Origin of the sequence: Variovorax sp. 679 (assembly GCF_003952185.1) — a bacterium.
GTDB lineage: Bacteria > Pseudomonadota > Gammaproteobacteria > Burkholderiales > Burkholderiaceae_C > Variovorax.
This window is the reverse complement of record NZ_RXFS01000018.1, coordinates 1-16,900: the sequence shown is the minus strand read 5'-3', so window position 1 is coordinate 16,900 and position 16,900 is coordinate 1. Positions and strand designations below refer to the sequence as shown.

At 61.1% G+C, this 16,900-nt stretch carries 9 protein-coding genes; all 9 read left to right on the top strand.

Features of this window, described 5'->3' with window-relative positions; genetic code table 11:
* The first annotated feature begins 19 nt into the window (after positions 1 to 19).
* The gene (locus tag EJO71_RS31600) at positions 20 to 457 is read left to right on the top strand and encodes a BPSL0067 family protein (RefSeq protein ID WP_125952598.1); all 438 of its coding nucleotides are present in this window, start codon (positions 20 to 22) and stop codon (positions 455 to 457) included.
* Between the two features lie 16 nt (positions 458 to 473).
* Positions 474 to 791, top strand: a complete 318-nt coding sequence (locus tag EJO71_RS31595) for an STY0301 family protein (protein WP_240651582.1) — start codon at positions 474 to 476, stop codon at positions 789 to 791.
* A gap of 766 nt (positions 792 to 1,557) precedes the next feature.
* The gene (locus EJO71_RS31590) at positions 1,558 to 3,780 is read left to right on the top strand and encodes a type I secretion system permease/ATPase (RefSeq protein WP_276311717.1); all 2,223 of its coding nucleotides are present in this window, start codon (positions 1,558 to 1,560) and stop codon (positions 3,778 to 3,780) included.
* A complete protein-coding gene (locus EJO71_RS31585; RefSeq protein WP_125952596.1) occupies positions 3,777 to 5,258 on the top strand; it encodes an HlyD family type I secretion periplasmic adaptor subunit in 1,482 nt (493 codons plus the stop codon). The genes EJO71_RS31590 and EJO71_RS31585 overlap by 4 nt, the downstream gene beginning before the upstream one ends.
* A complete protein-coding gene (locus EJO71_RS31580) occupies positions 5,258 to 6,535 on the top strand; it encodes a hypothetical protein (protein ID WP_125952595.1) in 1,278 nt (425 codons plus the stop codon). Before EJO71_RS31585 ends, EJO71_RS31580 begins: the two co-directional genes overlap by 1 nt.
* Entirely contained in the window at positions 6,535 to 7,797 is a 1,263-nt protein-coding gene (locus EJO71_RS31575; RefSeq protein ID WP_125952594.1) for a glycosyltransferase family 4 protein, read from the top strand. The genes EJO71_RS31580 and EJO71_RS31575 overlap by 1 nt, the downstream gene beginning before the upstream one ends.
* Before the next feature lie 116 nt (positions 7,798 to 7,913).
* A complete protein-coding gene (locus EJO71_RS31570) occupies positions 7,914 to 8,324 on the top strand; it encodes a hypothetical protein (protein WP_125952593.1) in 411 nt (136 codons plus the stop codon).
* Positions 8,321 to 15,589 (top strand): calcium-binding protein, encoded by a 7,269-nt coding sequence (locus EJO71_RS34885; protein ID WP_240651581.1) that lies wholly within the window; start codon positions 8,321 to 8,323, stop codon positions 15,587 to 15,589. Before EJO71_RS31570 ends, EJO71_RS34885 begins: the two co-directional genes overlap by 4 nt.
* An 88-nt stretch (positions 15,590 to 15,677) precedes the next feature.
* The gene (gene galE / locus EJO71_RS31515; protein WP_125952592.1) at positions 15,678 to 16,763 is read left to right on the top strand and encodes a UDP-glucose 4-epimerase GalE; all 1,086 of its coding nucleotides are present in this window, start codon (positions 15,678 to 15,680) and stop codon (positions 16,761 to 16,763) included.
* Positions 16,764 to 16,900 lie beyond the last annotated feature (137 nt).

The following is a 16,900-nucleotide window of genomic DNA, read 5'->3' as shown; positions in this document are numbered from 1 at the left end:
CAATCATGGGAGTCTTTTCTTGGCTTACGTATCCAGCAACTACCAAAACAACGCCGGTGCGCCGGTCGGCAAATGGACCTGTGCCCCGACCTCAAGCCTTGCACCATCCGGCACAGTCCCCAGCGCCAGCGAGACCACCGGGATCAATCTCTGCGGCCAATGTGTTTCCTATGTGAAGAAGGTCTGCCCGGCGCTTCCAGCAACCACGAACTGGCGCAAGGGTGCTGCCGTCAAGGACAACAAGGACATTCAGCCCGGCACCGTCATCGCGACCTTCAACAGCGGAGGTCACTATCAGGGCCATGCCGCCATCTATGTCGGTCAAAGTCCAGCCGGCATCAACGTCTACGACCAATATGTGACGCCACCGAGCCCGAAGGCTGTGGGTCCTCGACTGCTACGCTGGGGAGCGCCCGGCAATTCGAATAATGGAGACAATTTCTATGTTGTCGACTAGGGGCCTCGGCGCACTGTTGCTGACTTCGCTGGTGGCATGTTCGGCCGTGCCCGCAGTGTCGGCCGAGGTTTGCCCGGTACGCGCCGGCCAACCGTTGCGTTTCGTTGACGTGTTCGACGGAAAACCTGAGGAGATGGCGACCCTGGTCCCGGATGAGACCGGCAAGTCCTCCGGGCATTGGAGCCTCGGCTACATCTACGAAGCCGGCCGCACCGTCACGGTGCGCTGCAAATATGCCGACGGCCAGACCTCGGACGTCGCGCTACCCGCGAAGACAGCACGCTGTGACTACAAGATCAACGCCAATAAAACGCTGGCACTGAACTGCAACTAGGCCCCTCGCCGGTCATTCGGTCGAGCCACATGGCATCGGAGAGCGCGCGATGAGGTTCCAAGCTTAGAACAGGAAGTAACGATTGGCTGCGTGCCAGAGTCAGGTTCGCGGTTCAAGGCGTTGTGATCCAGTTGATTGACGCCGTCTGGAGACGGCCGTCAGTCAGCGATGCGGATGCCCGATGTGGGTGTAAGCAACGTCGATAAATGCGAATGGACCCAGATCTACTGTCATTAGATGCGAATCCGCTGAGGAACCTTGGATGGCGCAGGTCCAGACCCTGCCACCTCACCTTTTGTTGCGCTCTATCGCGCGGCTAAGCACGCCACAATTTCGCTCGGATCGAGGTTTCGCTGGAGCTGTTTCGTGCGTCGCATCTGCTGCGAGCAAGTTGCCCATGCGCTGCTGATCGATATCGCGTTGCACCAGCGCCTGTAGATTGACCCTTCATGTCGCAGCGCGTGCTGCGCTTTCCGTGGGATTCAAGATGCCCGAATAGTGAAGATAGTCGAGGTACCTTGGGCCTTCATCAATGCGGGCGATCAAACGTTGAAGCGTGCTTGTGAACGCATTCGGTGCGAATCAATGTGCACCTGTTTGTTGCACTCAGCCAACCTCTCCCTCTTTTTGGAGTCCTTTGGTTTTCATTTCATTTGCTGTGTTGAATGCGTCGCAAAGTCGAGCTTGTCAGCCAATTCCTACTCGGGTATCTTGATGTTTCATAACGACATTCGAGGGTTCCCAAATGGGAGTGGAGGAGAGGGGCGTGCAGCAGCACGGAGAGGTCGGCGCGCCGGCGCAAAAGGCCCCTGAAGCCGGGGCCGTTGCGCATCCGTCTCTTGTGGCGCTGTCCACCATCGCCCGCTTCCACCAGATCGCAGCCGACGCATCCCTGCTGTCGCACCAACTGGGCCTGACGCCTTCCGAGCCTGTCGACACTGCCACGTTGCTGCGCGCAGCCAAGCACCTGGGCCTGAAGGCCAAGTCTTCCCGCGCAACCCTTGAGCGCCTGTCCCTGACGCCACTGCCCGCATTGGCGGTGCTCCGAGGCGAAGATGGTGCCGAACGCTTCGTCATCCTGGCCCAGTGCGACACTCAGCGCGTCCTGCTGCAAGACCCCTCTTCCTCCAACGGCCGTCCCGTCATTGAACCCCTGGAAGTCTTCGCCACGCATTGGACAGGCGAACTCATCCTCATCACCAGCCGCGCGAGCCTCGCAGGCGAACTCGCCAAATTCGACTTCTCCTGGTTCATCCCCAGCCTCGTCAAGCACAGGAAGCTGCTGGGCGAAGTGCTCTTCATCTCCTTCATCCTGCAGCTGTTCGCGCTGGTCAGTCCTCTCTTCTTCCAGGTCGTCATGGACAAGGTGCTCGTGCATCGCGGCATGACCACGCTCGATGTGCTCGTCATCGGCTTGCTGGTCGTTGTCATCTTCGAATCGCTGCTCAATGGCCTGCGCAGCTACGTCTTCAGCCACACCACGAACCGCATCGACGTCGAGCTTGGCGCACGCCTGTTTCGCCACCTCGTGCAATTGCCCCTGGCCTACTTCCAGGCCCGGCGCGTCGGTGACTCGGTCGCCCGCGTGCGCGAACTCGAGAACATCCGCAGCTTCCTGACCGGCAACGCGCTCACGGTGCTGCTGGACGTCGTCTTCTCCATTGTCTTCATCGCCGTCATGCTGTTCTACAGCGTGCCGCTCACCCTGATCGTGCTCGCGAGCATGCCGCTGTACTTCGGGCTGAGCCTCGCGGTGGTGCCCATCCTGCGCCGTCGCCTGGACGAGAAGTTCGCACGCGGCGCGGAGAACCAGGCCATGCTGGTGGAGACCGTCAGCGCCATCCAGACCGTCAAAGCCACCGCCCTCGAACCCGCCTTCGGCCGGCGTTGGGACAACCAGCTCGCGGCTTATATCTCGGCCAGCTTCAGAACGCAGAACCTCGCCAGCTGGGCACATGAAGGCGTCAACCTCATCGGCAAGCTCGTCAACGCCGCCACCCTCTGGTACGGCGCGCACCTGGTCATGAACAATGAGCTGACCGTCGGCCAGTTCGTCGCGTTCAACATGTTTGCGCAGCGCGTGTCGCAACCCATCATGCGCATGGCTCAACTGTGGACCGACTTCCAGCAGACCGGCATCTCCATGGCCCGGCTTGGCGACATCCTCAACACCCGCACCGAGGTGCCGCCGAGCACCGCGGCCCAGCTGCCCGTCCTCAAGGGCCGTGTGACCCTGGACAACCTGACCTTCCGCTACCGTCCCGAAGCGGCGCCCGTGCTCAACGGCGTCAGCCTGGACGTGCGCCCCGGCGAAGTCATCGGCATCGTCGGGCGCTCGGGCTCGGGCAAGAGCACACTGACCAAGCTCATCCAGCGCCTGTACGCCCCAGAACAAGGACGCCTGCTGGTCGATGGCATCGACATCAGCCTGATCGACGCGGCGCAGCTCAGAAGACAGGTGGGCGTGGTGCTGCAGGAGAACACCCTCTTCAACCGCAGCGTGCGCGAGAACATCGCCATCGTCGATCCGGCGGCGCCGCTGGATGCGGTGATCCAGGCCGCCCAGCTGGCCGGGGCCCACGAGTTCATCAGCGAGCTGCCCGAGGGCTATGACACCATGGTCGGCGAGCAGGGGGCAAGCCTCTCGGGCGGGCAGCGCCAGCGCATCGCCATTGCCCGGGCTCTCTTCACCCACCCGCGCATCCTGATCTTCGACGAGGCCACCAGCGCGCTGGACTATGAGAGCGAGGCCATCGTGCAGCGCAACATGGCGCACATCTGCAGGGGGCGCACGGTCTTCATCATCGCCCACCGCCTCTCTGCAGTGCGCCATGCCAACCGCATCATCGTGATGGACAAGGGCAAGATCGTCGAAGGCGGCACGCACGAGAGCTTGCTGAGTCGGCCTAAGGGCATTTATGCGCACCTGTGGAACATGCAGGATGGCGGGCATCCGACCGAAGGGACTGGATCGGGAGTGGCGGTATGACGCCGGAAGTCTCCACCACTGCTCCTGCGGCCAACGCACCACACGCGCGAGACACGCGCCATCCGGTGTTCGAGCTGCTGGGCCGCTATGGCGCGATCTTCAAGGCTGCTTGGAAGCACCGCCACGAACTTGCAGGTCCGAAGCGCCTGGCCGATGAGGCGGCCTTCCTGCCTGCCGCACTCAGCCTGCAGGACACCCCGGTACACCCGGCGCCCAGACGACTGGCCTATGCGTTGATCGCACTGTTCCTCATCGCGCTGGCGTGGTCCATCTTCGGACAGGTCGACATCGTGGCGGTGGCGCCGGGCAAGATCATCGTGAGCGAGCGCACCAAGATCATCCAGCCGCTGGAGGTGAGCGTGGTCAAGCGGGTGTTGGTGAGGGACGGAGACCACGTCGAAGCAGGTCAACCGCTGGTTGAGCTCGATCCGACCATGGCCACGGCCGACAGGACCAACGTCAATGAACTGTTGAAGTCCGTGCAATCCGAGGTCATGCGCACCCGCGCACTGTTGAAGGCGTTGAACGCCGCTGAGCCACATGCTCCGGATCTGGGCAAGACGATTCCCCAAGGCTGGACCGATGAAGACCTGAGTTCAGCCCGCGCGGAACTGAACGACGAATGGAGCGATGTCACGGCCAAGCTGGCCAAGGCGACAGCGGAGATCAACCGGCGTCAGGCCGAGATCGCGACCGCGCGCGAGGTGGTTGCGAAGCTGGAAACGACGCTTCCCATCGCCAGGCAGCGGGAGGCCGACTTCCGTCAATTGGCCGACCAGGGCTTCATGTCCAGCCATGCGAACCAGGATCGCACGCGCGAGCGCATCGAGATGGAGCGGGATCTGGCGACGCAGCGAGCGAGATTGGCAGAAGCCAACGCCGCGCTGAGGGAGAGCGAGAACACGAGGGTGGCTTACATCGCCGAGACCAAGCACAGCCTGAGGACACGGGAAGCCGCGGCTGAGCTCAAGCGGCAGCAAGGCACGCAGGACCTGACCAAGGCGGGTCAGCGAGAGCGATTGACGACGCTCAAGGCCCCAGTGGCGGGCACGGTGCAGCAGCTCGCCACGCACACCGAAGGCGGTGTGGTCACGGAAGCGCAGCCACTGATGGTGATCGTGCCTGACGGGGCACAGGTGGCGGCCGAGGTGACGCTGGAGAACAAGGACATCGGCTTCGTGAGTCCGACGCAGGAAGCGGCGATCAAGCTGGAGACGTTTCCGTACACGCGCTACGGGACGGTGAACGCGACCGTGAAGACGGTGACGGCGGATGCGGTCAATGACGAGAAGCGTGGGGCGATCTTCCCGGTGACGCTCAACCTCAACAGCACAACCATCGATGTGGATGGCAGGCCGATCAAGCTCAGCCCGGGGATGAATCTCACGGCGGAGATCAAGACGGGCAAGCGGCGAATCATCGAGTTCCTGCTCAGCCCGGTTCAGCGGGCGACCAGCGAGAGTTTGAGGGAGCGGTGATGACTTCAAACAGCATCGCCAGCCCACACATTCTGGTGGCGTGGGAGCACGGCAGGAATCTGGGTCATCTGGTGCGCTCGTCGGAGATCGCCAACCTGATCAGGACGCGCGGGGGAACGGTCGCCTGGGCAGTTCCTCCGCAGCACGTCGGACACCCGATGATTGCCGGCCGTGGCGAATCGGTTCATGTTGCTCCCACCTTCGCCCAGCCGGCAATCCCTGGTGTCGCTGTAGCCGGCCAGGAAGCAACGAAGCGTCTGTCCTCCTTTGCCGACGTGTTGCTGGCGCTGGGGTTTCACGACGCACTGGCCGTTGAAATCGCCGTCACCCGATGGCTGAAGCTGTTTGCAGCAGTTCAGCCTACGGCCATCCTGTGCGACTACGCGCCTCTTGCGCTGCTGGCCGCCTGCGTGGCCGGCATTCCCGCAACGCAGATCACCAACGGCTTCGATGCACCGCCGGTCGACTTCCCGTTGTTCGATTCGACCGTGCGCGGTCCCTATCTGGAGCGGGTGAATGCGCAAAAGATCGCGCAACTGGATCAGACGGTGACCCGCGTGGGGCGGATCTTGGGTGCGACGGGCCTGCGTCTGGCCGACTTCATGGCTTGGCCGAGCGTCGTGGTCGACGGCATCCCGGAGACGGATCCTTACGGTGCGCGTGCCAATGCCCTCTACATCGGTCCGTTTGCGTCATCGGCCCCTGCCTGTGCGCCGAGCTGGCCAGGCGAAGAGAAAGATGAAAAGGGCAAGCGGGTCTTCGTCTACCTGCGAGGCAGGGAGACGGTCGCTGTGTTGGAGGTGCTGCAGTCATGGGGACTGGCAACTCTTTGTCTGTGGCCGGACGCTTCCGAGGGCGAGTTCAGCCGATTCGATGGGACGTCGGTGCGGGTGACGCGCGAGCCGCAGAACCTGTCGATGGTGCTGGGCCGGGCCGATGCGGTCATCAACTACGGCTCCTCCGGCTTTCTGAACGCGACCTTGCTTGTAGGGAAGCCTCAACTCATGCTGCCGACGGACATGGAGAAATTGATGTTCGCGCGGCGCGTCGAGCGGCAAGGGGCCGGCCTCGCATGGCACGCCGCCAAGGGAAATCTGCGGTGGGCCATTGACTGGGTGTTGAACCACCCGGCGCTGACTGACACGGCCCGGTGCATCGCACGCCGCTACGACGAGCAGCAACTTGATCGCCAGCGGGACGTGTTTCTGGACCAGTTGACGGGCAATGCACAGGGCACGCAGTGTGTGTCCCATGCCGAAGGCGTGGGAGTGCCCTAGTGCGGATCCTCGTCATCCATCAGAACTTTCCGGGGCAGTTCGGCCACCTCGTGCGTGCCTGGGCCGCACGGCCGGGTTGGCAGGTGCGTGCCTTGGGGCGGCAAGGGGCGCCGGGCTTGCAGGGTTTCGGGGAATTGGTGCGCTACCCGCTTCCGCGGGCCGGCTGTGCGAATCAGCATCCCTACCTGCACCAGTTCGAGAACGCCGTGCTCCATGGACAAAGCGCCGTGCGGGCCATGCTTGAGATGCGCCAGGGTGGCTTCAAGCCCGACGTGATCCTGGCCCATCCGGGCTGGGGCGAGAGTCTTTATGCCAGGGATGTGTTTCCCGATGCTCGCCTGATCCACCTGTGCGAGTGGTACTACAGCGCCGAGGGCGCGGACGTGGGTTTCGATCCTGAATTCCCGATCAGCCTGGATGACCGTGCGCGGGTGCGCACGTGGAACGCGCAGCATGCGCTGAATCTTCTCGAATGCGATGCGGCCATTAGCCCCACGCATTGGCAGAAAAGCCGCTACCCGGCGGCACTGCACGACAAGATCGTGGTGCAGCACGAAGGCATCGACACCCAAGCCCTGGGGCCCGACTTCAGAGCTACCTTCACGACGCCCAGCGGCGTGACGCTCCGGGCGGGGGATCCGGTGATCACCTACGTGGCACGCAACCTGGAGCCGTACAGAGGGTTCCACGTGTTCATGCGTGCCCTCGAAAAGATCCAGCGCGCGCACCCAGGCTGTCATGCACTGATCGTCGGCGGCGACGAGGTGAGCTACGGGCGGCGTCCCAAGGGGGCCGCCCACTGGCGGGAGCGGATGCTGAAGGAAGTGACGCTGGATCCCTGCCGAACCCATTTTCTTGGCCGCCTGCCCCGCCAGCACTACCTGCACGTGCTGCAGGTGTCAGCCTGCCATGTCTACCTGACTTATCCCTTCGTGTTGAGCTGGTCGGTGCTGGAGGCGATGGCCTGCGGAGTGCCGATCGTGGCCTCGGACACAGCGCCGGTGCGCGAGGTGATAGAGGATGGCAAGACTGGCCAACTGGTGGACTTCTTCGATACCGGGCGCATCGTGCAGACCGTACTCGACGGTCTGGCAAGTACGGAGCGCTCGCGACAGACAGGGCGCAATGCCAGAGAGCATGCGCAGCGCTACAGCCTTGAGGTGGGGCTGGCAGGGTACGACCGGTTGTTGAAAAACCGCGATGAATCTCAGCGCGTTCCAGAACCACGCCGGTGTATCACGCTGAGGAGAGTGACCTCTTGACCATGCAGGCCAACAAACGAAGGGACGGGGGTGTGCTCAATGTGTAGGGCTCTTGAAAAGAAAAATGGATTTTTACTAGCGTTTCCCGGATTGAATTGAGTAACTTGGAGAAATTTATGTCGTACAAGCTTGAAAAAATCACCAGCAATGACGTGGAGAAAATTTTTTCAGATGCAGATGAGACCAAGCAAAGTCGTTTGCGCGCGCGCGGTGGATTTTTTTTCGATTGCAGTGATATTAGTTGGGCAATTGACAGGGGGCGAGGGAGTTATTTGCTGAGGGCGCCTACAGTTGGGGCGCGATCAGATTATGTACATTTTTACTTTCATTTTCAATCAACTGTCTATGAGCTTAGGGTTAAGAGGTTCGGGCAAAAAGAGACAGCAAAACTAGATCAGTTGCCGCCAGAAGCTATTCGGGATGAGTTTTTTGATGAATTGAAGGCGGCATTCTTGGTTCTTCAGTCGGAATACGACGTGCCGCTTTATGCTCTCAATCTCGACGAGACTGATGGGAGCCAGCAATGAGCATCAGTTTTCTTTCGGCCAAGCTCGAGCTGACTGACTCGTCGATCAAACATACCGTTAGCTCGTTGTTCGAGTTGGTTGCTCGTACGTCTGGCGCTGTCAGTAACGCCAATCCGGGCGATACGTACATTCTGTTCACTGGGAACATGCCGGATGGGACTTCAACTGGAGTTATTGCCGACGCTGTCGTCACTAGCGCACCCAGCGGCGTGCACGACCTTCTATCCAGCGATGTGGGAAAGTTGCTGGATCTACCAGAATTTGATGCCAAATTAAATTCTGCTGTGGCAGACGAACTGGGAATAGTCCTTCAGGACGCAACTCCAGAGCAATTGAGTCAAATCAAAGAGAAAGCGGATCTATATAAGAGTGGGAGAGATCCAGCAGGCAATAGAGTCGGCTCGTCTTCGCTCTGGGATTTTGCGTCGAACCAGTTCGTTGCGGAAGCTAAAGGCGAGTTTCGCATCATCGCTCCTAGCAAAATAGATGACATGAGTATTTTTGCGAAAAGCGAATTGCCGGCGTTGCTTGCGAATTCCAATGTCACGACCATTGATGGCGTGTCCCGCATAGATCTGGTGCGGTTGAGAGATTCTTCTGGTGGCCTGGATGCTGTCAAGAGTGCTATTTCTGCGCACTCCCTAGAGCAGATTCATTTCAGCGGATTGTCCGCGACGAACTCGGCTGATTACCTCAAGTTCAACCCCGATAGCCTAGAAGCAGCCCTTAAAGATCCAGTCAAGCTTGCAGCGTTCAACACGATGATCGATGGGCTTACCTCCGATCAAAAGCTCAACCTACAGGCTGGTATCAAAAGCATGGAGGAAGGCGCGAAGGCAGCAAGCCTGAGCGGAGTCCCCAAGGCTTTGAACAAGCTGGGTGTGCTTGGTGGTCTTCTGGGTTTTGTCATGGCTGCCAAAGCCTCTTCGGAGGCGGAAGCTCAAGGCAACACAGAGCGGGCTACCGAGATCATGAAGGAGTGGGCGGTTGACGCCACAGGCTCCGGCATTGGCGCGATCGTTGGTGCCGCCGTTGGCGGGGTTGCTGTAGCTGCACTGGCTGCGGTCGGCGCGGCCTTGACTGCCCCGGTCTCAGGCGCCTTGATACTCGGCGCAACATTGCTTGGTGGACTTTTTGGCGGCACTGGTGCCACCGAGTTGTATCACCTGATGGATGACCGGGACAAGAATGGCCGTCGCGACATCGTCGATCGCCTCTCCAACTTGTTCTTTGGGGCGAACTCAACCATCACGACGCCGTTGCCTGCGGATCTGGACGGTGCGCAGTTCACTATTGACGCCAGCCTTAGTCGTGACGAGATGGTTGCCAAGGCAAAGACCGACATCGCTTGGCGCTATGCACTTAGAGAGCTGAATGGCTTCGTTGTCACAGACGTCGACTACTCGCGTCACAACACCGATGGGTCACTGGACTTGCTGGACTCACAGACTGGTGTGGGAACGATGACCGACCGCTATCTGGCGGACCGGGCTGCCATGTTGGCATGGAAGCTCCAATACGAAGTCAATGGCGCGCGCGACGATGACGACGGGGCACGCGTTGGCGCCAAGCCCTACAACGAGGATTGGGACACCAACTCCATTCAAGGAAACTGGGACTTCGTAGACCTGACCACCCACATCCCTGGTGGGCAGCCTTTGACGTTGGCAATTGATGGCACGGGAATTTCGCTGAGTGATCACCAGATCGTCTTTGGCACCAAGACCGCCGATGTCATCGAAGGCGCCGGGCTATCGGATGCACTTTATGGCATGGCGGGCAATGACAAGCTCTATGGCAAAGGCGGCAACGACTACCTTGAAGGCGGCGCTGGCAGCGATTGGCTTGAAGGGGGCAGCGGCAATGACACCCTCGTCGGAGGAGTGGATTTCGATGTCTACAAGTTCTCCCCCGGTTGGGGCACAGACATCATCGAGGACAGCGACGGCAACGGCGTGATCGATGTCACAGGCATTGGCACTGTGACTGGATTCGGCACCAAGAAAGTCGCCGAGAACATCTGGCAGACGGACGACAAGAAGATCAGCTACGTCCTGGTTCCTGCAGAGGGCGATCACAACGACCTGTACATCACCTTCTCCGACCGCACCGATCTCATCATTGTGCGCAACTGGAGCGCAAGCAAGAGTCTCGGCATCACGCTGCCTTCCACATCGCCTGAATCTGCCGAGACTACCGAACTGCGCGGGGATTTCATCAAGCGTCTGGATGGAGGGGTCTATCAAACCACGCCGAGCGGCTATGCCAGCGATGGTGCCCAGGACGATACGGCAGATATCCTCGTTGGCACCGTCAATTCAGAACGGATCCAAGGCCTTGGAGGTAACGACGGAATCTCTGCAGGAGATGGGGACGACCGTGTCGAAGGAGGCGATGGCGATGATCTGATCTTTGCCGGGTTCGGACGCGATACGGTCCTCGGAGGGGATGGCAACGACGTCATCTATGGCAGTGCTGCTGGGTATTTCGAACTTCCTCGTAGCGTGGACTTCACACCTCCTGCATTGCCTAGCGGCAAGGAGGAGGTTTCGCGAGGTTTTTCCTGGGCTGTCTTCCGAGACGTGCTACCGCGATGGACTGATGACGTCGCATATCTGCGCCCGGTCGGAGGCGTCGGTGCGTTCGGCGTATATACAGGAGAAACGACAGGCAACATCATCGATGGAGGCGCAGGCAACGATTACATCGCCGCCGGCGATGCGGACGATGTCGTGCATGGCGGTGACGATGATGACGATATCAGGGGGCTGGGAGGTTCCGATCTGCTGTTTGGAGACGCGGGCAGCGACTTCATCTGGGGCGACGGAGATCCTCGTGAGCGCGCTTCCTCTGTCACCTTCACCCCCGCCGATGCCTATGGCGACGACATGCTGTCCGGCGGAGCGGGCAACGATGTCCTGGTCGGCCAAGGGGGCTCGGACCAACTGCTTGGGGGCAGCGGCGATGACTGGCTCTGGGGCGATGACACCGACGAGGACGAGAGCGGAACGCTCTGGAGTACCCATGGCAATGACTACCTGGACGGCGGCAATGGCGATGACCGACTCGAAGGCGGCGGGCGGGACGACATTCTTGTCGGCGGCGCTGGGAATGATCGACTGTGGGGCGACAACAGCATCTTCACCGCGCTACCGAGCACATACCAAGGTAAGGACTACCTGGATGGCGGCGACGGCGATGATCAACTCCATGGTGGCGGAAGCGACGACATAGTTCTGGGTGGAGCCGGCAACGACTTGCTATGGGGTGACGACAGCGAGGCCGTCACGCCGCTGGATGTCCAGGGTAACGACTACCTGGACGGGGGCGACGGTAACGACCAACTCGTAGGCGGTGGTGGTCGCGACACCCTGGATGGTGGCGCGGGCAACGACGTCCTGTTCGGCGATGACGAAGTGGGCAACGTTTCGCTGGAGGCACATGGCGACGACATCCTGAGCGGCCAGGCAGGCAACGACACCTTGATGGGCGGCGGTGGCAATGATTACCTGCTCGGTGGCGAGGGCGATGACGAACTCTGGGGGGATGAAGGCGACGACACACTGGTTGGGGGCGCCGGCACCGATTTTCTCAAAGGTGGTGCAGGTGATGACACCTACATCATCGCCAGCGGCGACGGTGTAGTGAACGCCGCCGGCGAAAGCGAGGCTATCGACGATAACCAAGGGAACAACAGGATCATCCTGCAGGGCGCACAGCCTGGCACGCTCATGGTGCGGTATGACAGTTCAGGAAACCTGCGCATCGACACTTCGGATACCGATCGAGTAGGAATCGTGAACGGGGTCGCGGGCGCCGGCAATACCTATCAATTCGCGGACGGCAGCATCTACTCCACCAGCCAGTTGATGGGCAAGTTCTCCGAAGGCATCGCGACCGCCACGGATGCACAGGGCAACCAGCACCTGCTCGGCGGCAAGGGCGATGACCGGATCGTCGCGACCACTGGCTACGCCACCCTCAGCGGCGGCTTGGGCAATGACACGCTCGAGGGCAGCGGCGGCAACAACACCTACCTCTATGGGCTGGGAGATGGCTTCGACAGCATCCATGACACGAGCGCCAGGAAGGACGCGCAAGGCGCGGACGTGTTCAGCCGCATCGTATTCGGCGCAGGAATCACGCCGGAGAGCCTGCGGCTCAGAACCGGCAGCGCCTCCGTGGTGATCCAGGTCGGCAGCGATGCGGGCGATGTCATCGAATCGGAGACATTCGACAACATCCGGTTCGAGTTCGCGGACGGCCGTTCCTTCACCTATGCGGAAATCCTGGCCCAGGGTGAATGGATCCAGGGTACGTCGGGCGACGACGTCATCACTGGCACGACATGGAACGAAAGGATTGCCGGACTGGCCGGGAACGACACGCTCAGCGGAGGCGCCGGCAGCGACTTCCTGGACGGTGGCGCCGGCCAGGACCAGCTCACGGGCGGCACGGGCGACGACACCCTGCAGCTCAGCGGCGGCGGCGATGCGGATGCCGACCTGCTCTTCTTCAATGCCGGGGATGGCTACGACCGCATCCTGGCCGACAGCACCCAGGCGAGCGGCAGCAATGGCATTCGCTTTGCAGCGGGCATCCAGCCACAAGGCCTGCAGATCACGCGCCTGAGCGGCGACAGCCTGGGCAACGTGGCGTTGCTGCTGACCTATGGCACCAACGACCGGATCGAGATCGATGCGGGGGCCGCAGCGCAGATCAAGGACCTGACGTTTGCCGACGGCACCGTGCTGAACATGCAAAGCCTGGTTCAGGCCATTCTGCCGATCGGAACCATCGGCAACGACCGGCTGATCGGGGCCATGGGCGCCGACACACTCGACGGCGGCGCGGGCAATGACGAGCTCAGAGGCCTGGACGGTGACGATCAGCTTCGAGGCGGCAGTGGCAGCGACCTGCTGATTGGCGGCACTGGCCGCAACACCTATGTGTTCGAGGCCGGCAGTGGTTTGGACGTGATACTGCCAACTACCGGTGAGCAAGGTGTGCTTCGCTTCGACGGTCTCGAATTGGCCGCATTGAGCGCTTCATGGCGTGATGGCGACCTTGTGATCCAGACCACCGCAGGCGATCAGGTGCATGTCACTGGCTTCACGGCGGCCATGACCAAGCAGTGGAGCGTTCAGACTGGGGATCGCACATTGGTGGTGTCTGACTTCCTTCAGCAGGTGTCGGCTCCGGCGCCGGAAGCCCCAGTAGCACGCAAGCAAGCCTTCATCGACCAGCAGCAGATGCAACTGCGCTCCATGTCGCAATACTGGTCTGGATGGGGTATCAACGGCGACAGTGGCCTGGCTGTTCCCGCAACCGTCTCGCAGTCCTCTGTGCAGATGACGGATGGCGTCACGCTGAACTACGAGCACTACCTCGCATTGTCCAATCGCACGACAACGACGCTCGTACAGACGACGCGCCCCGTCTATTCCGAAGTGAGGTCGACTGCGACCCAGCAACCAGTGACTGGCAGATTCATCGGGATATCTGGCCTCGTCTCGAGCGGAAACGGGTATGTCGACCTTCCAGCTAATGCGCAGCCGGTGTATGGGCCGTCTCAAAGCACCAGCGGCGGTGGCTCCGCTGGTAACAGCCTGGGGCTGGTTGGCTGGCTCATTCCCAATGTCCAAGCCACGTCAACTACGTCCCCAAGAATTGTGGGCTGGCAGACCATCACCGAGCAGCAGACGCAAGTCACCACCACCGATACAGCCACGCAACAGCTCATCACCGGCACCGAGGGGGCCGATGTGGTGCAGAGTGCGACTCGAGGCGAATTTCAGGGTGCCAAGGCATTCCGAGGCGTCATCGAAACAGGCGGTGGCGACGATTTCATCCAACTCCAGTCGGTGGATATTGCTCTCGACTGGGATGGGCAAGCGCAAGGCAACGCGCGCAGCCGCAATTGGGACTGGGCAGTCCTAAAGCCAGATGCTTCGATCGGTTTTCAGACTGCCAGCATGAGAGACCATGGCTTGGGTGCCTGGATCGATGCTGGCGACGGCAACGACACTGTGACCGGGTCGGACGGCAACGACATCCTGATCGGAGGAGCCGGCAACGATTGGCTCGACGGCCAGGCTGGCGCCGACACCTACATCGTCGATGCCAGCCAGGATGGGGTCGATCACATCAGTGATCTTGCGGAGTTTGGCACCGACACGAGCGCATTCATGTTTGCCATTTACGGCGGCGATCTGAGCCGGTCGAACCAGGACGCCGTGGAGTTCGATGGCAGCGTGCAACTGGGCAATCTCAGCTACCAATGGAACTTGGAGCAGGCCGACAACGGCTACAGGACGCTCGAGCTGCTCGAGAACGGACGCCATTTCCTGTCGATCGACTATCACACCCAGGAAGCCCAGCCCAAGTGGGAGCTGAGTGAGTGGGATCTCCAGCAAGCCGGAGTCACGAAAGCGAACTTTTCCACAGCCGGTGTCGAGCTCTTTCGGTTTGCCGACGGCAAGGTGTTGAGCCTCGATGTGCTGCTGAGCACCATCCCGCAGCAAGGCGGCAGCGGTGACGACACCTATGTGGTCGACTCAACCGACAACGTGCTCACCGAGGCCAACAATGGTGGGGTCGACACGGTTCGCAGCAGTGTGAGCTACACCCTCGGTGCCAATCTCGAAAATCTGACGCTCACAGGAACGGATGCCATCAACGCGATTGGCAATAGCCTAGCGAATACGCTCGTGGGTAATTCTGCTGACAACGTGCTCGATGGCCGGGCAGGCTCAGATATTCTGTTTGGGGGCTCCGGCTATGACACCTTGATGGGCGGGGCGGGTGACGACACCCTACGGGGCGGCGAGGACGGCGACGTGCTCGACGGCGGCACAGGCAATGACCAGCTCGAAGGCGGACTGGGAGATGACACATACCTCTTCGCTCGGGGCGGCGGCGCGGATGTGGTGATCGAGGACGACGCCACTGTCGACAAGACCGACGTCGTGGCGTTCGGGGCCGATATCTCGACCAGCCAGCTTTGGTTCCAGCGTGTTGGCGACAGTCTGGAAGTCAGCATCATCGGCGCGGACGACAAGATGACGATCAAGGACTGGTACCTGGGCGATCAGCACCATATCGAGCAATTCAAGACCAGTGATGGCCTGGTGCTGCTGGACAGCCAGGTGCACAACCTCGTGCAGGCCATGGCGAGCTTCGCACCTCCGGCGGCCGGGCAGATCAGCTTACCGTCCGACTACCAGGGCAGCCTGAACACCGTGATTGCGGCCAACTGGCACTGACGACGGGAAAGCCGGTGATCTGGTTTGAAGGGCCACGCGCCCGCCCTCGAGCCAGATCACCGGTCTGTCGAATCGACTGACCATACGTATGCGTTCCTGCATCCTCGTCACTGGTGGCGCAGGCTTCATCGGTAGCCATACCTGCGTCGCGCTGAGCGCCAGCGGCTATGCGCCGCTGATCCTCGACAACCTGGCCAATGCCGATCCGGGCGTGGTCGAGCGGCTAGGCAGGATCACCGGCAGAGCCCATCGATGCATCCGAGGTGATGTGCGCGACCGCGCGCTGCTGGATCGGTTGTTTCGTGAGGAGCGCATCGAGGGGGTGATCCATCTGGGTGGTCTCAAGGTCCTCGGCGACTCGTTGAGCGATCCGATCGCCTGTCACGAGAACAACGTCGTGGGCTCTTTCACGCTCATCGCGGCGATGCGTGCGGCGGGCGTGAAGAATTTGATCTTTGCATCGTCCGCAACGGTGTACGGTTCTCCCGATGCCAGTCCCATTCTCGAGTCTGCCGTGTGCAGGCCGGCGAGTCCCTACGGTCGTGCCAAGCGCGTGATGGAACAGGCGCTGACGGCACTTTGCCTGACAGACCCGGAGTGGAGCGTGACGGTGCTGCGGTACTTCAATCCTGCCGGTGCGCATGAAAGCGGCTGGATCGGGGAATTCCCACACGGGAAACCTCTGCATCTGGTGCCTGCCGCCTGTCAGGTCGCAGCGGGTCTGCGCCAGGCGTTCATGGTGCAAGGTAGCGACTACCCAACGCGGGACGGCACAACGATCCGGGACTACGTTCACGTGATGGACATTGCACAGGCCCATGTCCTAGCGCTGGACCACATGCAACGGCGGGGGGGGCTAGGGACGTTCAACTTGGGAACCGGCAAGGGGCATTCGGTGCTGGATGTTGTTCAAGCCGTCGAGCGTGCCAGTGGGCGGCAAGTCGCGTGCGAGTTCGGCCCACGCCGGACTGGAGATGTGCCTGCATGCTGGGCGGATTCATCCCTTGCGTTCGCTGTCCTGGGATGGGTCGCTCAAAGGGATCTGGATACGATCTGCGAAGACAACTGGCGCTGGCAGGGCTCGGGTCATTGTTGGCCGACGACCGATCTGGCTAGGAATACTTCTGCCGACCAAGAACTGATTGCCTATGCGGAGAGGTGTTGGCTGGAGTAATGGGATGGTCACCCCCTCCTATGCCAAAGAAGGGGGTGACCATCCCATTACTCCAATCTAGGGTCAGAGATCGGCGGAATCCAACAGCGAGCGGCGACGATGCCATCACGAACTCAGCTGTCGCAGGGGACTACGCG